Raw genomic sequence first — 18,486 nt, 5'->3', positions numbered from 1 at the left:
GCCCTGCCCTATAACCAGAAACTCCAGGATTGACTGCCATGCCTGCCAATGCCGACCACCACAAGGTGGTCATCGTCGGTGCCGGTGCCGCCGGTATCGCCACTGCCTCCAGCCTGATTGCCCGTGACCCGTCGCTGGACATTGCCCTGATCGACCCTGCCGACGTGCACTACTACCAGCCCGGCTGGACCCTGGTCGGCGCCGGCGTGTTCAATACGCCGAGCACCGCCCGTACCATGGCTTCGACCATCCCGCGCGGCGTGCGGTGGATCAAGGCGCGTGTCCAGGCTTTCGACCCATCTGCGCAGCTGGTCACCCTGGAGTGTGGCCGCGCCATCAGTTATGAACAGTTGGTGGTCTGCCCGGGCCTCAAGCTCGACTGGGACGCGATCGATGGGCTTGGCGAAACCCTTGGTCGCAACGGTGTCACCTCCAACTACCGCTACGACCTGGCACCTTACACGTGGGAGCTGGTGCAAACGCTCAAGCAAGGCCGTGCACTGTTCACCCAGCCGCCGATGCCGATCAAGTGCGCTGGCGCGCCGCAAAAGGCCCTGTACCTGTCCTGCGACCATTGGCTGCGCAGTGGGCGGCTAGGCGACGTGAAAGCCAGTTTCTTCAATGCCGGTGCAGTGCTGTTCGGCGTTCCCGACTATGTGCCAGCCTTGATGGCCTACATCGACAAGTACGGCGTCGATCTCAATTACAGCCATCGGCTGGTTGCCGTGGATGGGCCCAGCCAGCGTGCCACCTTCGTGCGCACACTGGCCGACGGTAGCACTGAAACCCGTAGCGAATCCTTCGACCTGTTGCATGTGGTACCGCCACAGGTTGCCCCGGACTTCATCCGCCAGAGCCCCTTGGCCGATGCAGCCGGGTGGGTTGATGTCGATCCGCATACCTTGCGCCACCGCCGGTTCGCCAACATCCACGCACTGGGCGATGTGGCCAGCACCAGCAATGCCAAGACTGCCGCGGCGGCGCGCAAGCAGGCGCCAGTGGTAGCCAACAACGTGCTGGTAGCGCTCGGCCGCCTCCCTACCCTGGCCCAGTACGACGGCTATGGTTCCTGCCCGCTGACCGTCGAGCGCGGCAAGATCGTCCTGGCCGAGTTCACCTATGGCGGCAAGGTCGCGCCGAGCTTCCCCCGCTGGCTGCTCGATGGCCGTCAGCCGACACGCCTGGCCTGGCTGCTCAAGGCACGGGTGCTGCCGCCGTTGTACTGGCAGGGGATGCTCAAAGGTCGAGAGTGGCTGGCGCGCCCACAACCGCTGGACGCCGAGGGCGCACAGTGATCGAACATCAACTGTTGGGCGCGGGACTGGGTGCGATCATCGGTGCGGTGCTGGCGCTGACCGGCGCCGGTGGTGGCATCCTGGCCGTACCGCTGCTGGTGTTCGGGCTTGGGCTGTCGATGGTCGAAGCGGCACCCATCGGCCTGCTCGCCGTGGGGCTTGCTGCGGCGGTGGGTGCGGTACTGGGCCTGCGCGAAGGGCTGGTGCGTTATCGCGCCGCCCTGTTCATCGCCCTGATCGGTATTGCAGCGGCACCGTTCGGCCTGATGCTGGCCCACCGCTTGCCCAATACACCCTTGGCGCTGGTGTTCGCTGCCGTGCTGATCTACGCCTGCCTGCGCATCTGGAGCAAGGCGGGCAAAGCGCTGCGTGGTGAAGGCAGCGAGGCCCATCGCTACATCGAACCCTGCGTGCTGAACCCGCTGCAGGGGCGATTGCGCTGGACGTTACCTTGCGCTCGAGCCTTGGCGTTTACCGGCGTCATGTCCGGCTTGCTTTCCGGCCTGCTGGGCGTCGGCGGGGGCTTTGTGATCATCCCGGCCTTGAATCGCTATACCAACCTGCGCATGAAGAGCATTGTCTCGACCTCGCTGGCGGTCATTGCGCTGGTTTCCACGGGGAGTGTGGTCAGCGCCAGCGTGGCCGGTGTGATGCATTGGCGGATCGGTGCACCCTTTGCCATAGGGGCAGTGATCGGCCTGTTGCTGGCCAGGCCGCTTGCCACACGGATTGCCGGCCCACGCCTGCAGCAGATGTTCGCTGTCGCCGGTTGGCTGGCAGCCGTACTGCTGGCTGCCAAGGCGCTACTCGGCTAGCAGCTCGTCCTGTTCCGCCGCGCACAGTGCCAGGAGGTAGTCCCATACCACCCGCAGGCGCACCGACTTGTGCAACTCGCGGCGAGTACAGATCCAGTAGCTGCGCTGGATGGTCTCGCTGGGCAGCACCCGGACCAGCGCCGGATCATGACGAGCCATGTAGTTGGGCAGCACGGCGATGCCGAGTCCCGCACGTGCGGCGGTTTGCTGGGCGATCACGCTGGTGCTGCGAAAGGCCACGTTCGGTGCCCGGCAAAAGCTGTTGAGAAACAGCAGTTCCTGGCTGAACAGCAAGTCATCGACATAGCCGATCCAGCTGTGCCGAGCCAGGTCCTCGCGGTTACGCAGTGGCGGTGCCCGGTCCAGGTAGTCCTGGCTGGCGTACAGCGCCAGGCGGTAGTCGGTGAGCTTGCGGGTGATCAGCAGGTCGGCGTTGGGACGCTCCAGATGGATGCTGATCTCGGCTTCGCGGTTGAGGATGCTGACGAAGCGCGGTACCGCCACCAATTCCACCTCCAGCCCCGGATAGCGGGCAAACAGCTCGCTCATGCGCGGGGTGAAGAACATGATGCCGATGCCTTCGGTCACACCCAGGCGAATCTTGCCAAGTGGGGTGATGGCCTGGGTGATTTCTTCCTGCGCCAGCAGGGCGACGTTCTCCATGGCTTCGGCGTGCTTGAGCAGAGCCTGGCCCGACGGAGTCAGTTCATAGCCTTGGGCGTGCTGCACGAACAGCGGCGTGCCCAGGCTCTTCTCGATGCTCTCGATATGTCGGGCGACCGTGCTGTGCGTTGTATTGAGGCGCTTGGCCGCACTGAGCAGGCGGCCGCTGCGCTGCAACTCGAGGAAAAACCGCAGATCGTTCCAGTCGAACATGCTGATCCTTATGGCTGTGCTAAAACGCACAACGGCTGCGCGAAATCTCGTGTTCCCTTGGCGAAATTACTCACTAAGATGGATCGGGACAAGAATAATAATCAGGCGCGAGGTTGCACATGCCATCAGCCGATTCTGTCTTCGACTACGTGGTCGTAGGTGCTGGCCCCGCCGGCTGTCTGCTGGCCAATCGTTTGTCCGCCGACCCTTCCAGCCGTGTCCTGCTGCTTGAAGCCGGTGGTCGCGACAACTATCCCTGGATTCATATCCCCGTCGGGTATCTGTACTGCATCGGCAACCCACGCACCGACTGGTGCTTCAAGACCGAAGCACAACCCGGCCTGCTCGGTCGCGCCCTGGGATATCCCCGGGGCAAGGTACTCGGTGGCTGTTCATCCATCAACGGCATGATCTATATGCGTGGCCAGGGCGCCGATTACGACCATTGGGCTGAGCAAGGCAACGAGGGTTGGGCCTGGAAGGATGTGCTGCCGTTATTCAAGGCCAGTGAGAACCACTTTGCTGGCGCCAGCGAGCACCATGGCGGTAACGGCGAATGGCGAGTGGAGCGTCAGCGCTATAGCTGGCCGATCCTCGATGCCTTCCGTGACGCAGCCGAGCAGAGTGGCATTGGCAAGGTCGATGACTTCAACACCGGCGATAACCAGGGCTGTGGATACTTTCAGGTCAATCAGCGCAGCGGTGTGCGCTGGAACGCCGCCAAGGCTTTTCTTCGGCCGATCAAGGACCGCCCCAACCTCACCGTGCTGACCGGCGTGCAGGTTGACCAAGTGTTGTTGAACAATACCCGTGCCCGTGCAGTCAAGGCGCAGTGGCAAGGCGCCTGGCACGAGTTTGCAGCGCGGCGCGAGATCATTCTTTGTGCTGGCGCCGTGGGCTCGCCCGGCATTCTCCAGCGGTCTGGCATTGGCCCGCGCAAGCTGCTCGAAAGCCTGGGCATTGGCGTACGCCACGACATGCCCGGAGTAGGCGGCAACCTGCAGGATCATCTGCAGCTGCGGCTGATCTACCAGATCCGCAATACCCGCACTCTCAACCAGATGGCCAACAGCCTGTGGGGCAAGCTGGGCATGGGCCTGCGCTATCTCTACGACCGCAGTGGCCCGCTGGCCATGGCGCCTAGCCAACTGGGTGCCTTCGTACGTTCGAGCCCGGAGCAGGCCACACCGAACCTGCAGTATCACGTGCAGCCGCTATCACTGGAGCGCTTCGGCGAGCCACTGCATCAGTTTCCGGCGTTCACCGCCTCGGTGTGCAACCTGCGCCCTGCCAGCCGTGGGCGCATTGATATCCGCAGTGCAGACATGCACAGCACACCGCTGATTGATCCCAACTACTTGAGCGCCCCCCAGGACCTGCGCGTCGCCGCCGATGCCATCCGCCTGACCCGGCGCATCGTCCAAGCCCCTGCCCTTGCCGTTTTCGATCCCCAGGAGTATCTGCCAGGTCCAACGCTGCAAACCGAGGAAGAATTGTTCGAGGCGGCCGGTAAGATCGGCACCACCATCTTCCACCCGGTCGGCACCTGCCGCATGGGTAACAGCGACCTGGACGTTGTGGATAACCAGCTGCGCGTGCATGGCATACCTGGCTTGCGTGTGGCCGACGCTTCGATCATGCCGCAAATCACTTCCGGCAATACCTGTTCCCCCACCCTGATGATCGCCGAGAAGGCGGCGCAACTGATCCTCAAAGGAGCGGCAACCCAGACTTACCTGAACGAAGACGCCATACCGACCCCCTGACCGGGAGCATGCAACACCGGCAGCTCGCGGTCACAAGCTGCCGACAGTGGAACAACAAGAATAATCACTGTGGCCTGCGGGCCGAGGACAGCAACGATGTCGGATTACATCCAAGAGCAGGGTGCAACGGCAAGCACCTCCAGCCGTCGTGAAGAACGCAAGATCATTTTCGCGTCGTCCCTCGGGACAGTTTTCGAGTGGTATGACTTTTTTCTCTATGGGGCCCTGGCCGCCGTTATCAGCAAGCAGTTCTTTGCCGGGGTCAACGACACCACGGCCTTCATCTTCGCCCTCATGGCGTTTGCTGCTGGCTTCCTGGTGCGGCCATTCGGTGCGCTGGTGTTCGGCCGCCTGGGTGACATGATCGGGCGCAAGTACACCTTCCTGGTGACCATCGTCCTGATGGGCCTGTCGACGTTCGCTGTAGGCCTGTTGCCAACTTACGCCAGCATTGGCATCGCGGCACCGATCATCCTGGTGATCCTGCGCATGCTCCAGGGGCTGGCGCTGGGCGGTGAATATGGGGGGGCCGCCACTTACGTGGCCGAGCACGCGCCCCCCGGCAAGCGTGGCTTCCATACCGGTTTCATCCAGTCGACGGCGACCCTGGGCTTGCTGCTGTCGTTGCTGGTAGTGCTGGGCAGCCGTTACATCAGTGGTGACCAGTTCGAAACCTGGGGCTGGCGTCTGCCGTTCCTGCTGTCGATCATCTTGCTGGGGATATCCACCTGGATCCGCATGAGCATGCACGAGTCGCCAGCCTTCGTGAAAATGAAAGCTCAGGGCAAGGTCAGCAAGTCACCGATCCGCGAGTCGTTCACCTCCTGGCCCAACCTGAAAGTCGTGCTTACCGCGCTGTTCAGCATCAACGCCGGGCAGGCTGTGACCTTTTACACGGCGCAGTTCTACGTGCTGTTTTTCATGACCCAGATGCTCAAGATGGACCCTGCTCAGGCCAATACCTTGCTGATCATAAGCGTGGTGATCGGCGCACCGTTCTTCGTCTTCTTCGGTTGGCTTTCCGACCGTGTCGGGCGCAAACCTATCCTGATGCTCGGCCTGCTGCTGGCCACCGTGCTGTACTTCCCGTTGTTCAAGGCCCTGAGCCACTACGCCAACCCGCAGATCGATGCCGCCAGCCGCCAGGCACCCATCGTGGTGACTGCTGACCCGCAAGGCTGCACCTTCCAGTTCGACCCGGTTGGCAAGGCACGTTTCGACAGCCCCTGCGACAAGGTCAAGACCTTCCTGGTCAAGCAGGGTCTGCCATACAGCTCGGTGAACGTGGCCGGCAGTGATGTGGTGGTGAACATTGGCGACAAAACCATCAATGGCTTCGACGAAGCGGCCATGCGCACGGCGATCGAGCAGGCGGGCTACCCGGCCAAGGCCGAGCCGGGGCAAGTCAACCAGGTGATGGTGGTGGTGCTGATCGTGGCGATGATCCTGATCGCGACCATGACCTACGGGCCACTGGCGGCGGTGATGGTCGAGCTGTTCCCGACCCGTATCCGCTACACCTCGATGTCGCTGCCCTACCACATCGGCAACGGCTGGTTCGGTGGCTTCCTGCCGACCGTGTCGTTCGCGCTGGTGGTGTATACCGGGGATATCTTCTATGGCTTGTGGTACCCGGTGCTGGTGACCGGCATCAGCCTGGTGGTGGGAATGTTCTGCTTGAAGGAAACCATAGACGTGGATATCGACAAAGTCTGACGCTATCACCGAGCCATAAAAAAACCGGCTGTAAAAGCCGGTTTTCTTATGCCCTGAAAAAACTTATGCACGTTTTTCAGAAAATTGTCATGAGCAGAAATAAATAGCTAATTCATGCACTTAGCGCTGAATCCAGGCACTCGGTCAAAAAATTGCTCACAACTTATCCACAGATCGTCAAGCCATCTGCTCTTGCGGTTTCTCATCCACTGGTGGCAGCGATCCCATGGCCCTCTGGGTGGCTTCGTTCCACGCTGCAGCACGGTCGTTGAGCTCGGCAATGGCTCGCGGCCCCGAGCCCTCGGCGTACATCGGCTTGCCGATCACTACCTCGATGGTGCCTGAGCGCTTGCCCCAGCCAGTCTTCGGCCAGAATTTGCCGGCGTTATGAGCAATCGGCAGCACTGGCAAGCCGGCATTCACCGCCAGCGCGGTACCGCCGCGGGAGAATTTGCCCACGGTACCGAACGGTACGCGGGTACCTTCAGGGAAAATCAGCACCCAGGTTTTCTGCTTGAGCAACTCGTCACCCTTGCTGGCCACCTGACGCAGTGCTTCCTTGGGGTTGTCGCGGTTGATCGCGATGGGCCGCAGCATGGCCATGGCCCATCCAAAGAACGGCACATACAGCAGCTCGCGCTTGAGCACCTGGCTCAGCGGCGAAAAGTACTGGGAAAGGAAGAAGGTTTCCCACGTGCTCTGGTGGTTGGACAGGATCACGCAGGGCTCATCCGGTACGTTCTCGGCGCCCGTGACCTTGTAATTGATACCGAGGATGGTGCGCACCAGGAACAGTGCGCAGCGGCACCAGTACACGTTGATGAACGTGTAGCGCTTGGGGAACGACAGGAATGGCGCGACGAAAAAGCTCAGCGAGCACCACAGCAGCGAACTGGTGCCCAGCAGCAGGTAAAAAAGAACGATTCTGATCGCCTGCAGGATCGACATAGTGGCAAGTACCGTTGCGGGGCATGCCCGCCTAGGAAAAATGCGCCCCTGGGGGCGCACTGTTTAAATTAGTTCTCTGGCGATGGCTGCCAGATCGTCGAAAATCAGTGTAGTTTCCGGGACGCCTTTTTCCAGGGTCCGCTCGCCCTTGCCGGTTTTCACCAGCACGGGTTGTGCACCGACGGCCAGGGCGGCCTCCAGGTCACCTTTGCTGTCGCCGACGAACCAGACGCCTTCAAGGCCCGTCTGATAATGTTCGGCGATCGCCCGCAGCATGCCTGGCTTGGGCTTGCGGCAATCGCAGCCTTCATCAGGCCCGTGCGGGCAATACACGATATGGCCGACTTCGCCGCCCTGCCCGGCCACCAGCTCGCGCAAGCGCGCATGCATGGCCTCGAGGGTAGCCAGCGGGTAGTAGCCACGGGCGATGCCGGACTGGTTGGTGGCCACAGCCACCGTCCAGCCCGCCTTGCTCAACTGCGCGATGGCCTCGACCGAGCCAGGGATCGGGATCCACTCTTCCAGCGTCTTGATGTAGGCGTCGGAGTCGTAGTTGATTACCCCGTCACGATCGAGAATCAGCAGTTTCAAGGCTTACCCCAGCAGCGAAATGTCGGCCACGCCCAGGAACAGGCCGCGCAGGCGGCTGAGCAGGGCATAACGGTTGGCACGTACCTTGGCGTCTTCGGCATTCACCATCACCGCCTCGAAGAAGGCGTCGACCGGGTCACGCAGGGCCGCCAGACGGGCCAGCGATTCGCTGTACTGGCGCGCAGCTGCCATCGGTTGCACGGCCTGGTCGGCCTGCTGGATGGCCGAGTACAGGGAGAACTCGTTGGCGTTGTCGAAGTACTTCGGCTCGACCTGATCTGCGATGGCGCCTTCGGCCTTGCTCAGCAAGTTCGACACGCGCTTGTTCACCGCGGCGAGGGCTTCGGCTTCCGGCAGTTTGCGGAACGCCTGCACAGCCTGCACGCGCTGGTCGAAGTCCAGGGCCGAAGCCGGCTTCAGGGCACGTACCGACAGGTAGGTGGCAACGTCGATGCCTTCGTCTTCGTAGCGCGCACGCAGGCGATCGAAGATGAACTCCAGCACCTGCTCGGCCAGGCCAGCGGCCTTGACCTTGGCACCGAACTGCTTGACCGCGAACTCGACCGCAGCGGTCAGGTCCAGGTCCAGCTGCTTCTCGATCAGGATGCGCAGCACGCCCAGGGCCGCACGACGCAGGGCGTACGGGTCCTTGCTGCCGGTGGGGAGCATGCCGATGCCGAAGATGCCGACCAGGGTGTCGAGCTTGTCGGCGATGGCCACCGCAGCACCGGTGAGGGTCTGCGGCAGCTCGGCGCCAGCACCGCGCGGCATGTACTGTTCGTTCAGGGCCAGGGCAACGTCTTCCGGCTCACCGTCGTTGAGCGCGTAGTAGTAGCCGGCAACCCCCTGCATTTCAGGGAATTCGCCGACCATCTCGGTGGCCAGGTCGCACTTCGACAGCAAGCCGGCACGGCCAGCGCGCTGGGCGTTGCCGCCGATCAGCGGGGCGATGAAGGCTGCCAGCCTGGAAACGCGCTCGGCCTTGTCGTAGACAGTGCCCAGCTGCGCCTGGAACACCACGTTCTTGAGGCGCTCGTTGAAGGTCTCCAGCGGCTGCTTCTTGTCCTGCTTGAAGAAGAACTCGGCGTCGGTCAGGCGCGGGCGCACGACCTTCTCGTTACCCTGCACGATCTGCTTGGGGTCACGGCTCTCGACGTTGGCCACGGTGATGAAGCGCGGCAGCAGCTTGCCTTCGCTGTCCAGCAGGCAGAAGTACTTCTGGTTGTCCTGCATGGTGGTGATCAGGGCTTCTTGCGGCACTTCGAGGAAACGCTCCTCGAACGAGCACACCAGCGGCACCGGCCACTCGACCAGCGCGGTCACTTCGTCCAGCAGCGCAGGCGGCACGATGGCGCTGCCTTCCTGTTGCATGGCCAGCTCGGCGGTGCGCTTGCTGATCAGTTCGCGGCGCTCGGCAAAGTCGGCCAGCACATAAGCTTTGCGCAGGTCTTCGACGTAGTTGGCCGGCGTGGTGATGACCACGTTCTGTGGGTGGTGGAAGCGGTGGCCACGGGATTTACGGCCGGCTTTCTGCGACAGGATGGTGCAGTCGACCACCTGGTCGCCGAGCAACATCACCAGCCACTGGGTCGGGCGCACGAACTCTTCACGGCTGGCGGCCCAGCGCATGCGCTTGGGGATAGGCAGGTCGTTCAGCGAATCCTCGACGATGGTCGGCAGCAGGCTGGCGGTAGCCTTGCCCGGAATGTGCTGCGAGAAGCGCAGCTTGGCGCCGCTCTGGTCGATTTCCGCCAGCTCTACACCGCATTTCTTGGCAAAGCCCAGGGCTGCCTGGGTCGGCTCGCCGTCCTTGAAGGCCGCCTGCATGGGTGGGCCGTCGATGTTGATGCTGCGGTCAGGCTGCTGCACGTCGAGCTGGCGGATCAGTACGGCCAGGCGGCGCGGCGCGGCGTACACCTGCTTGCCGGTGTAGTTCAGGCCAGCGGCCTGCAGGCCTTTCTCGATGCCGGCCAGGAACGCGTCGCCGAGGCTGGCCAGGGCTTTGGGCGGCAGCTCTTCGGTGCCCAGTTCTACCAGGAAATCTTGAGCACTCATTGTGCAGCCTCCAGCTTCGCCAACACTTCGTCACGCAGTTCAGGGGTGGCCATCGGGAAGCCCAGGCGTGCGCGAGCTTGCAGATAGCTTTGCGCCACGTCCCGGGCCAGGGTACGTACGCGCAGGATGTAACGCTGGCGCTCGGTTACCGAGATGGCGCGGCGGGCGTCCAGCAGGTTGAAGGTGTGCGAGGCCTTCAGGACCATTTCATAGGTCGGCAGCGGCAGCTCCAGCTTGATCAGGCGGTTGGCTTCGCTTTCATAGAAGTCGAACAGCTCGAACAGCTTGTCGACGTTGGCATGTTCGAAGTTGTAGGTCGACTGCTCCACCTCGTTCTGGTGGAACACGTCGCCGTAGGTGACCTTGCCGAACGGGCCGTCGGCCCACACCAGGTCATAGACCGAGTCGACGCCCTGGATGTACATGGCCAGGCGCTCGAGGCCGTAGGTGATTTCACCGGTGACCGGGTAGCACTCGATGCCACCTACCTGCTGGAAGTAGGTGAACTGGGTGACTTCCATGCCGTTCAGCCAGATTTCCCAGCCCAGGCCCCAGGCGCCCAGGGTCGGCGACTCCCAGTTGTCTTCGACGAAGCGAATGTCGTGGACCAGCGGGTCCAGGCCAATGGCCTTCAGCGAGCCGAGGTACAGCTCCTGGAAGTTGGCCGGGTTCGGCTTGAGGACCACCTGGAACTGGTAGTAATGCTGCAGGCGGTTGGGGTTTTCGCCATACCGCCCGTCGGCAGGGCGACGGCTAGGCTGCACATAGGCGGCGTTCCAGGTTTCTGGACCCACGGCGCGCAGGAATGTAGCGGTGTGGAATGTGCCGGCGCCTACTTCCATATCGTAGGGCTGAAGCACCACACAACCTTGAGCCGCCCAGTAGTTTTGCAGGGCGAGGATCAGGTCTTGGAAGGTACGCACGGCTGGCGTAGGCTGGCTCACGAAATTCACCTGTATCTGGGGATGCGGATGTAAAGAGCGGGAGTATAACCTGATTCGCCTCGCCCTCTACTCACTGGAGCCTTATGCCACGCTGCTTTTGGTGTACCGACGATCCGTTGTACCAGGCCTACCACGACCAGGAGTGGGGAACGCCACAGCGTGACCCGGCGTTGCTGTTCGAGATGCTTTTGCTCGAAGGGTTCCAGGCAGGGCTTTCGTGGATCACCGTCTTACGCAAACGCGAGCGTTATCGCGAGGTGATGCATGGCTTCGACCCGGTGAAACTGGCGGCCATGAGCGACGAACGCATCGAGGAGCTAATGCTGGACGCCGGTATCATCCGCAACCGACTCAAACTAAAGGCTGCCCGGCGTAACGCGCAGGCCTGGCTGGCTGTGGATAACCCTGCCGAGTGGTTGTGGTCGTTCGTTGGCGGCGAGCCGAAGATCAACCACTTCCAGGGCCGTGGCGACGTGCCAGCGGTCACCGACGAAGCCAAGGCCATGAGCAAGGCCCTGCAGAAAGCGGGCTTCACCTTCGTCGGTCCGACCATCTGCTACGCATTCATGCAGGCCACCGGCATGGTCATGGACCACACCACCGATTGCGATCGCTACGCCGCCTTGTCGCGCTGAAGGGTTACAATGCGCGCCTTGCTGAAATAAGGAATTGCCTGTGAAAAAGTTCAAGGGCGCCCTGATGGTCGGGGTGCTGCGTCTGTTTGCCAAGCTGCCCTGGGGCGCTGTGCAGCGCGTTGGCGCCGGTATCGGCTGGCTGATGTGGAAAATCCCCAACGGCTCGCGCAATGTCGTGCGCATCAACCTGGCCAAGTGCTTCCCGGAGATGGATCCGGTCGAGCGCGAGCAGTTGGTCGGCCGCGCGCTGAAGGATATCGGTAAATCCTTCGTCGAAAGTGCCTGCGCCTGGATCTGGCCGCCGCAGCGTTCGCTTGAGCTGGTCAAGGAAGTGCATGGGCTGGAAGTGCTGGAGCAGGCCCTGGCCTCGGGCAAGGGTGTGGTCGGCATCACCAGCCACCTCGGCAACTGGGAAGTGCTCAACCACTTCTACTGCAACCAGTGCAAACCGATCATCTTCTATCGGCCACCGAAGCTCAAGGCGGTGGATGATCTGCTGCGCGAGCAGCGTGTGCAGATGGGCAATCGCGTGGCCCCATCTACCAAGGAAGGCATCCTCAGCGTCATCAAGGAGGTGCGTCGCGGTGGGCAAGTGGGTATTCCTGCCGACCCGGAGCCGGCGGAATCGGCGGGGGTGTTCGTGCCGTTCCTGGGCACCCAGGCGCTGACCAGCAAGTTCGTGCCGAACATGCTGGCCGGTGGCAAGGCGGTGGGGGTGTTCCTGCATGCGCTGCGTCTGCCGGACGGATCGGGCTTCAAGGTGTTCCTGGAAGCGGCTCCTGAAGAGATGTACAGCACCGACGTGAACGTGTCGGCGGCGGCCATGAGCAAGGTGGTCGAGCGCTATGTGCGCGAGTACCCGAGCCAGTACATGTGGAGCATGAAGCGCTTCAAGAAGCGCCCGGCCGGCGAGCCGCGCTGGTATTGAGATTGTTGGGGGCCCTGTGGGAGCGGGTTGTCCCACAGGGACCGCGTTAACCTGATGCTTTGTTGAGCTTCTTCAGGAACACGGTCATCTCTTTCTCGGCTTGCTTGTCCCCGTGGGCCTGGGCCGCAACGATCCCGTCCTCCCAGGCCTTGCGCGCCGCCGCCAGGTCGCCGACCAACTGATAGGCCTTGCCCAGCAGCTTCCAGGCCGCCGAATACTTCGGATCCTGCTCCACGCAGCGCGCCAGATGCACCGCCGCCTGCGCGCCATTGCCCTCGTCCAGCCAGGCTTTGCCCAGGCCAAACCTCAGCAGCGGGTTATCCACACCCTTGGCCAGCATCTTTTCCAGCGATTCGCGCATGCCGTCTTCTCCTAGAAGAAACTCAAGCCGACGTGGAACAGCTTCTCCACATCCCGAATGTGCTTCTTGTCCACAACGAACAGGATCACATGGTCACCTGACTCGATCACCGTGTCGTCATGGGCGATCAGCACTTCCTCGTCGCGGATGATGGCGCCGATGGTAGTACCCGGGGGCAAGGCGATGTTTTCCACAGCCTTGCCGACCACCTTGCTCGACTTTGAATCACCGTGTGCCACCGCCTCAATGGCTTCGGCCGCGCCGCGCCGCAGCGAGTGCACGCTGACGATATCGCCACGGCGCACGTGCGCCAGCAAGGTGCCGATGGTGGCCAGCTGCGGGCTGATGGCAATGTCGATCTCGCCGCCTTGCACCAGGTCGACATAGGCAGGGTTGTTGATGATGGTCATGACCTTGCCCGCGCCAAGGCGCTTGGCCAGCAGCGACGACATGATGTTGGCTTCGTCGTCGTTGGTCAGGGCCAGGAAGATGTCGGCGTCAGCGATGTTCTCTTCCAGCATCAGGTCCTTGTCCGAAGCGCTGCCTTGCAGCACCACGGTGCTTTCAAGGGTATCGGAGAGGTGCCGGCAGCGGGCCGCGCTCATCTCGATGATCTTCACCTGGTAGCGGCTTTCGATGGCTTCGGCCAGACGCTCGCCGATCTGCCCGCCCCCGGCGATGACGATGCGCTTGTTGGTCTCGTCGATACGGCGCAGCTCGCCCATCACGGCGCGGATGTCCTTCTTCGCGGCGATGAAGAACACTTCGTCGTCGGCTTCGATCACGGTGTCGCCACGCGGGGTGATCGGCCGGTCGCGGCGGAAGATGGCCGCCACGCGGGTATCGACGTTGGGCATGTGCGCACGGATCTGGCGCAGCTGCTGGCCCACCAGCGGGCCGCCGTAGTAGGCCTTCACCGCCACCAGCTGGGCCTTGCCTTCGGCGAAGTCGATCACCTGCAGCGAGCCTGGGTGCTCGATCAGTCGCTTGATGTAATTGGTCACCACCTGCTCGGGGCTGATCAGCACATCGACCGGGATATGGTCGTTGTCGAAGAGTTCTTCGCGGGTCAGGTAGGCCGACTCGCGCACCCGGGCGATCTTGGTCGGGGTGTGGAACAGCGTGTAGGCCACCTGGCAGGCGACCATGTTGGTTTCGTCGCTGTTGGTCACCGCCACCAGCATGTCGGCGTCGTCGGCACCGGCCTGGCGCAGCACCGTCGGCAGCGAACCGCGGCCCTGCACGGTGCGGATGTCCAGACGGTCGCCGAGGTCACGCAGGCGGTCGCCATCGGTGTCGACCACGGTGATGTCGTTGGCTTCGCTGGCCAGGTGTTCAGCCAGCGTGCCGCCCACCTGCCCTGCGCCGAGGATGATGATCTTCATCCGCTACTCCCTACCCTGTGTGCTTTACCCGCGCGAGGCGGCGATCTTGATCAGCTTGGCATAGTAGAAACCGTCGTGGCCGCCTTCCTGGGCCAGCAGCTGGCGGCCGTGGGGCTGGCGCAGGCCGGCTTCGGTGGCCAGGTCCAGATCACGGGCGCCCGGGGTGCGGGCGAGGAAGGCATCGATCACTTCGGTGTTCTCGGTCGGCAGGCTCGAGCAGGTGGCGTAGAGCAGCATGCCGCCCACTTCCAGGGTCGGCCACAGGGCATCGAGCAGCTCGCCTTGCAGTGTGGCCAGGGCCGGAATGTCCTCGGCCTGACGGGTCAGCTTGATGTCCGGGTGGCGGCGGATCACACCAGTGGCCGAGCACGGTGCGTCGAGCAGGATGCGCTGGAACGGTTTGCCGTCCCACCAGCTGGCGGTATCGCGGGCATCGCAGGCGATCAGCTCGGCGTCCAGCTGCAGGCGGTCGAGGTTCTCGCGCACACGGGTCAGGCGCTTGGCTTCGAGGTCGATGGCCGTCATGTGGGCCAGGCCCGGTTCTGCTTCGAGCAGGTGGCAGGTTTTGCCGCCGGGGGCGCAGCAAGCGTCGAGAACGCGCTGACCGGGGGCGAGTTCGAGCAGGTCGGCGGACAGCTGCGCGGCTTCGTCCTGCACGCTGACCCAGCCTTCGGCGAAACCTGGCAGCCCCCGCACATCGCAGGCTTCGGCGAGGATGATGCCGTCACGGCTGTACTGGCAGGCGCTGGCGCCGACGCCGGCTTCGGCCAGCAGCGCCAGGTAGGCGTCACGGCTGTGATGGCGGCGGTTGACCCGCAGAATCATGGGCGGGTGGGCATTGTTGGCAGCGCAGATGGCCTCCCACTGCTCCGGCCAGAAGGCCTTCAGCGATTTCTGCAGCCAGCGCGGATGCGCGGTGCGCACCACCGGATCGCGCTCCATGCCGGCGAGCAATGCTTCGCCTTCGCGCTGGGCGCGGCGCAGCACGGCATTGAGCAGGCCTTTGGCCCAAGGCTTCTTCAGCTTGTCGGCACAGCCGACGGTCTCGCCGATGGCGGCGTGGGCCGGAATGCGGGTGTAGAACAGTTGGTACAGGCCGACCAGCAGCAGCGCCTGCACATCGGCATCGGCGGCCTTGAACGGCTTCTGCAGCAGTTGTGCCGCCAATAGATCGAGGCGAGGCTGCCAGCGGGCGGTACCGAACGCCAGGTCCTGGGTCAGGCCCCGATCGCGTTCTTCGACCTTGTCCAGCTGCGCTGGCAGCGAGCTGTTCAGCGAGGCCTTGCCGCTGAGTACAGCGGCAAGCGCACGGGCGGCGGCGAGGCGTGGATTCATTGGCCCAGCACCTTGCCGGCGGCGAACTTCTCGCGGCGGCTGTTGAACAGGTCGCTGAAGCTCAGCGCTTTGCCACCGGGCAGTTGCAGGCGGGTCAGGCTCAGTGCCTGGTCACCGCAAGCGACCACCAGCCCGTCCTTGCTGGCGGAGAGGATCTCGCCGGGGGCGCCCTTGCCTGTGGACAAGTTGGCGGCCAGCACCTTGACGCTTTCGCCATCCAGGGTGCTATGGCACACCGGCCACGGGTTGAAGGCGCGGATCAGGCGCTCCAGCTCGACGGCCGGGCGGCTCCAGTCGATGCGCGCTTCGTCCTTGTTCAGCTTGTGGGCATAGGTGGCCAGGGCGTCGTCCTGGACTTCACCGTGCAGCGAACCGTCGGCCAGGCCGGCAATGGCCTGGACCACAGCGCCAGGCCCCATTGCGGCGAGGCGGTCGTGCAGGCTGCCGCCGGTATCGTCGGCGCTGATCGGGGTGACCACCTTGAGCAGCATCGGGCCAGTGTCCAGGCCGGCTTCCATGCGCATCACGGTCACGCCGCTCTCGGCGTCGCCGGCTTCCACGGCGCGTTGGATTGGCGCCGCACCGCGCCAGCGTGGCAGCAGCGAGGCGTGGCTGTTGATGCAACCCAGGCGCGGGATATCGAGCACGACTTGCGGCAGGATCAGGCCATAGGCGACCACCACCATCAGGTCCGGCTTCAGCGCGGCCAGTTGTTCCTGAGCTTCGGCGTTGCGCAGGGTCGGCGGCTGGAACACAGGGATGTCGTGGGCGACGGCCAATTGCTTGACCGGGCTCGGCATGAGCTTCTGGCCACGGCCGGCAGGGCGGTCGGGCTGGGTGTAGACGGCCACGATCTCGTACGGGCTGTCGAGCAGGGCCTTGAGGTGTTCGGCGGCAAACTCTGGAGTGCCTGCAAAGACGATGCGCATGGAGTTCTCGCTTGCAAAAAGAAAAAGGCTTGCCGGAGCAAGCCTTCTGGGAGGTGGGGATCAGGCTTGCTGGCGGTGCTGCTTTTCCAGTTTCTTCTTGATCCGGTCGCGCTTGAGCTGCGACAGGTAGTCGACGAACAGCTTGCCGTTGAGGTGGTCGAATTCGTGCTGCACGCACACCGCCAGCAGGCCTTCGCATTCCAGCTCGAATGGCTTGCCGTCGCGGTCCTGGGCCTTGACCCGCACACGCAGGGGGCGGTCGACGTTCTCATAGAAGCCAGGAACCGACAGGCAGCCTTCCTGGTACTGGCCCATGTCGTGGGTCAGTTCTTCGACAGTCGGGTTGATGAACACGCGCGGCTCGCTGCGGTCTTCGCTGAGGTCCATGACCACGACCTGCTGGTGCACGTTGACCTGGGTGGCGGCCAGGCCGATACCAGGGGCTTCGTACATGGTTTCAAACATGTCGTCGATCAGCTGACGCAGGGCGTCGTCGAACACCGTTACCGGTTTGGCAATGGTGCGCAGGCGCGGGTCCGGGAATTCGAGAATGTTCAAGATGGCCATAAGGTCAGGCAGTCACTGTGCGGTCGGTTGAAAACTGAGCACACATAATAAAGGGAAACGGGGATTTCAGCACCTGTGAAAGCTCGGCTAGGGTCTCTATGGGCCCGATAGCCACCAAATCATGGACAGCTTTTCAAAGTGTTACTCACAAACTTATCCACAGGTTGTGCCACGTAGATGGCCCCCTTTTCGATCAAGGATGATCCCATGCCGATTTACCATTCGTCGCATTACCCACCTGCCGAACTGGAGGCACGCTTGCGCTTACATCGCCTGCCCGAGACGGGGATGCGACGATTTCGCACCTTGATCGATGCGTTTGGCAGCGCCAGTTCTGCGCTCAGCGCACCTGGCCCCGCCTGGCGTGCGTTAGGCATTCCTCAAGCCACCATCGATGCTCGGCGCAGTGCCGAAGTGCGTGAGGGCGCACTGGCTGCAATGGCCTGGCTAGAGGTTCCGGGCCAGCATTTACTGATGTGGGACGGCCCTGAGTACCCGGCGCTGCTGGCGGAAATCGACGATGCTCCACCACTGCTTTTCGTTGCTGGCAATCCAGCCCTGCTCGACCGACCTCAACTGGCCATCGTGGGCAGCAGGCGTGCCACTCCTCCCGCGCTCGACACCGCCAGGGCATTTTCCCGCTGCCTGACGCAGGCCGGCTTCACCATCACCAGTGGGCTCGCCCTCGGCATTGATGGTGCCGCTCATCGGGCAGCGCTGGAGGTCGGAGGGGGCACGATCGGGGTGCTCGGCACAGGCTTGCAAAAACTTTATCCACAGCGCCACCGCGACCTGGCCCGGATGATGATCGACATGGGCGGTGCACTGGTGTCCGAGTATCCGCTGGATGCCGGGCCACTGCCTGGCAACTTCCCGCGGCGCAACCGCATTATCAGCGGCCTGTCGCTTGGCGTGCTGGTGGTTGAGGCCAGCCTTGCCAGTGGCTCGCTGATCACCGCCCGCCTGGCGGCTGAGCAAGGCCGCGAGGTTTACGCGATTCCAGGGTCCATCCACCACCCGGCGGCCAAGGGTTGCCACCAGCTGATCCGCGATGGCGCCCTGCTGGTGGAGAGCGTGGAGCAGATTCTGGAAAGCCTGCGTGGTTGGCAGAACCTGCCGCCAGCGGTTGTGGATAAACCGGAGCATCCGCTGCTTGCCCTGCTGCATGCCGCCCCACAGACTAGCGAGAACCTGGCCCATTTCGGCGACCTGCCCCTGGCCGAAGTGCTGGCGCAACTGACGGAACTGGAGCTTGAGGGCCGTGTCAGCAATGTTGCCGGGCGTTGGTTTGCCCGCGCTGGCTGAGTAAACTGCGCGCAAGCTAAGGTTGATAGGCGGAG

Annotated in this window: 17 protein-coding genes; 7 read left to right on the top strand and 10 right to left on the bottom strand. The window is 63.2% G+C overall.

From position 1 onward, the window contains the following. Positions 1-38 precede the first annotated feature (38 nt). A complete protein-coding gene (locus ACQKPS_RS04705) occupies positions 39-1,295 on the top strand; it encodes an NAD(P)/FAD-dependent oxidoreductase (RefSeq protein WP_427602986.1) in 1,257 nt (418 codons plus the stop codon). Continuing rightward, positions 1,292-2,110: a sulfite exporter TauE/SafE family protein gene (locus tag ACQKPS_RS04700; RefSeq protein ID WP_283723505.1), complete on the top strand. Its 819-nt coding sequence runs from the start codon at positions 1,292-1,294 to the stop codon at positions 2,108-2,110. The genes ACQKPS_RS04705 and ACQKPS_RS04700 overlap by 4 nt, the downstream gene beginning before the upstream one ends. Here ACQKPS_RS04700 and ACQKPS_RS04695 read toward each other — a convergent pair. Next, the gene (locus ACQKPS_RS04695) at positions 2,099-2,986 is read right to left on the bottom strand and encodes a LysR family transcriptional regulator (RefSeq protein ID WP_254482390.1); all 888 of its coding nucleotides are present in this window, start codon (positions 2,984-2,986) and stop codon (positions 2,099-2,101) included. The genes ACQKPS_RS04700 and ACQKPS_RS04695 overlap by 12 nt on opposite strands. A 119-nt stretch (positions 2,987-3,105) precedes the next feature. Here ACQKPS_RS04695 and ACQKPS_RS04690 point away from each other — a divergent pair, with 119 nt between their 5' ends. Further along, positions 3,106-4,752: a GMC family oxidoreductase gene (locus tag ACQKPS_RS04690; RefSeq protein ID WP_427602983.1), complete on the top strand. Its 1,647-nt coding sequence runs from the start codon at positions 3,106-3,108 to the stop codon at positions 4,750-4,752. 96 nt (positions 4,753-4,848) lie between these two features. After that, positions 4,849-6,468, top strand: a complete 1,620-nt coding sequence (locus tag ACQKPS_RS04685) for an MFS transporter (RefSeq protein ID WP_427602981.1) — start codon at positions 4,849-4,851, stop codon at positions 6,466-6,468. A gap of 177 nt (positions 6,469-6,645) precedes the next feature. On the opposite strand, the gene ACQKPS_RS04680 is transcribed toward ACQKPS_RS04685, so the two are convergent. The 4 genes from ACQKPS_RS04680 to glyQ all read right to left on the bottom strand — a co-directional run bounded on the left by ACQKPS_RS04680 (position 6,646) and on the right by glyQ (position 11,006). Next, positions 6,646-7,416 carry a lysophospholipid acyltransferase family protein gene (locus ACQKPS_RS04680; protein ID WP_254482393.1) on the bottom strand — a complete coding sequence of 257 codons (771 nt, stop codon included), beginning with the start codon at positions 7,414-7,416 and terminating at the stop codon, positions 6,646-6,648. Positions 7,417-7,479: 63 nt separating this feature from the next. Beyond that, the gene (gene gmhB / locus ACQKPS_RS04675; protein ID WP_254482394.1) at positions 7,480-8,007 is read right to left on the bottom strand and encodes a D-glycero-beta-D-manno-heptose 1,7-bisphosphate 7-phosphatase; all 528 of its coding nucleotides are present in this window, start codon (positions 8,005-8,007) and stop codon (positions 7,480-7,482) included. 3 nt (positions 8,008-8,010) lie between these two features. Next, on the bottom strand, positions 8,011-10,062 hold the full coding sequence (gene glyS / locus ACQKPS_RS04670) for a glycine--tRNA ligase subunit beta (protein ID WP_427602979.1): 2,052 nt from the start codon (positions 10,060-10,062) through the stop codon (positions 8,011-8,013). Continuing rightward, the gene (gene glyQ / locus ACQKPS_RS04665; protein WP_003253126.1) at positions 10,059-11,006 is read right to left on the bottom strand and encodes a glycine--tRNA ligase subunit alpha; all 948 of its coding nucleotides are present in this window, start codon (positions 11,004-11,006) and stop codon (positions 10,059-10,061) included. The genes glyS and glyQ overlap by 4 nt, the downstream gene beginning before the upstream one ends. Positions 11,007-11,089: 83 nt before the next feature. Here glyQ and ACQKPS_RS04660 point away from each other — a divergent pair, with 83 nt between their 5' ends. Continuing rightward, the gene (locus ACQKPS_RS04660) at positions 11,090-11,641 is read left to right on the top strand and encodes a DNA-3-methyladenine glycosylase I (RefSeq protein WP_254482396.1); all 552 of its coding nucleotides are present in this window, start codon (positions 11,090-11,092) and stop codon (positions 11,639-11,641) included. Between the two features lie 40 nt (positions 11,642-11,681). Further along, on the top strand, positions 11,682-12,569 hold the full coding sequence (locus ACQKPS_RS04655; protein ID WP_427602977.1) for a lysophospholipid acyltransferase: 888 nt from the start codon (positions 11,682-11,684) through the stop codon (positions 12,567-12,569). A gap of 46 nt (positions 12,570-12,615) precedes the next feature. Here the strand turns inward: ACQKPS_RS04655 and ACQKPS_RS04650 are convergent, their stop codons facing one another. From ACQKPS_RS04650 to def, 5 genes are read right to left on the bottom strand one after another with little or no spacing between them, the layout of a single operon-like run. Further along, on the bottom strand, positions 12,616-12,930 hold the full coding sequence (locus ACQKPS_RS04650; protein WP_283723510.1) for a tetratricopeptide repeat protein: 315 nt from the start codon (positions 12,928-12,930) through the stop codon (positions 12,616-12,618). 11 nt (positions 12,931-12,941) lie between these two features. Further along, a complete protein-coding gene (gene trkA / locus ACQKPS_RS04645) occupies positions 12,942-14,315 on the bottom strand; it encodes a Trk system potassium transporter TrkA (protein ID WP_099816075.1) in 1,374 nt (457 codons plus the stop codon). A gap of 24 nt (positions 14,316-14,339) precedes the next feature. Beyond that, complete coding sequence (rsmB, locus tag ACQKPS_RS04640; RefSeq protein WP_254482399.1) at positions 14,340-15,650, bottom strand: 16S rRNA (cytosine(967)-C(5))-methyltransferase RsmB; 1,311 nt, start codon at positions 15,648-15,650, stop codon at positions 14,340-14,342. Then, positions 15,647-16,579, bottom strand: a complete 933-nt coding sequence (fmt, locus tag ACQKPS_RS04635) for a methionyl-tRNA formyltransferase (RefSeq protein ID WP_427602974.1) — start codon at positions 16,577-16,579, stop codon at positions 15,647-15,649. The genes rsmB and fmt overlap by 4 nt, the downstream gene beginning before the upstream one ends. Positions 16,580-16,639: 60 nt before the next feature. After that, positions 16,640-17,146, bottom strand: coding sequence for a peptide deformylase (def, locus tag ACQKPS_RS04630; RefSeq protein WP_054884415.1), 507 nt, complete (start codon positions 17,144-17,146; stop codon positions 16,640-16,642). A gap of 207 nt (positions 17,147-17,353) precedes the next feature. Here def and dprA point away from each other — a divergent pair, with 207 nt between their 5' ends. Next, positions 17,354-18,451: a DNA-processing protein DprA gene (dprA, locus tag ACQKPS_RS04625; protein ID WP_427602972.1), complete on the top strand. Its 1,098-nt coding sequence runs from the start codon at positions 17,354-17,356 to the stop codon at positions 18,449-18,451. Positions 18,452-18,486 lie beyond the last annotated feature (35 nt).

This window comes from Pseudomonas sp. NPDC086566, assembly GCF_050280885.1.
Lineage (GTDB): Bacteria > Pseudomonadota > Gammaproteobacteria > Pseudomonadales > Pseudomonadaceae > Aquipseudomonas > Aquipseudomonas vlassakiae.
Note: the sequence above shows the minus strand (reverse complement) of the source record. Positions and strands in the feature narration are given on the sequence as shown.

Excerpts from the sequence above, each read along its gene's own strand:
- fmt (WP_427602974.1), bottom strand. The coding sequence starts at position 16,579 with ATGCGCATCGTCTTTGCAGGCACTCCAGAGTTTGCCGCCGAACACCTC.
- trkA (WP_099816075.1), bottom strand. The coding sequence starts at position 14,315 with ATGAAGATCATCATCCTCGGCGCAGGGCAGGTGGGCGGCACGCTGGCT.
- ACQKPS_RS04705 (WP_427602986.1), top strand. The coding sequence starts at position 39 with ATGCCTGCCAATGCCGACCACCACAAGGTGGTCATCGTCGGTGCCGGT.
- ACQKPS_RS04660 (WP_254482396.1), top strand. The coding sequence starts at position 11,090 with ATGCCACGCTGCTTTTGGTGTACCGACGATCCGTTGTACCAGGCCTAC.
- ACQKPS_RS04650 (WP_283723510.1), bottom strand. The coding sequence starts at position 12,930 with ATGCGCGAATCGCTGGAAAAGATGCTGGCCAAGGGTGTGGATAACCCG.
- ACQKPS_RS04680 (WP_254482393.1), bottom strand. The coding sequence starts at position 7,416 with ATGTCGATCCTGCAGGCGATCAGAATCGTTCTTTTTTACCTGCTGCTG.
- glyS (WP_427602979.1), bottom strand. The coding sequence starts at position 10,062 with ATGAGTGCTCAAGATTTCCTGGTAGAACTGGGCACCGAAGAGCTGCCG.
- dprA (WP_427602972.1), top strand. The coding sequence starts at position 17,354 with ATGCCGATTTACCATTCGTCGCATTACCCACCTGCCGAACTGGAGGCA.
- def (WP_054884415.1), bottom strand. The coding sequence starts at position 17,146 with ATGGCCATCTTGAACATTCTCGAATTCCCGGACCCGCGCCTGCGCACC.
- ACQKPS_RS04690 (WP_427602983.1), top strand. The coding sequence starts at position 3,106 with ATGCCATCAGCCGATTCTGTCTTCGACTACGTGGTCGTAGGTGCTGGC.
- ACQKPS_RS04695 (WP_254482390.1), bottom strand. The coding sequence starts at position 2,986 with ATGTTCGACTGGAACGATCTGCGGTTTTTCCTCGAGTTGCAGCGCAGC.
- ACQKPS_RS04685 (WP_427602981.1), top strand. The coding sequence starts at position 4,849 with ATGTCGGATTACATCCAAGAGCAGGGTGCAACGGCAAGCACCTCCAGC.
- rsmB (WP_254482399.1), bottom strand. The coding sequence starts at position 15,650 with ATGAATCCACGCCTCGCCGCCGCCCGTGCGCTTGCCGCTGTACTCAGC.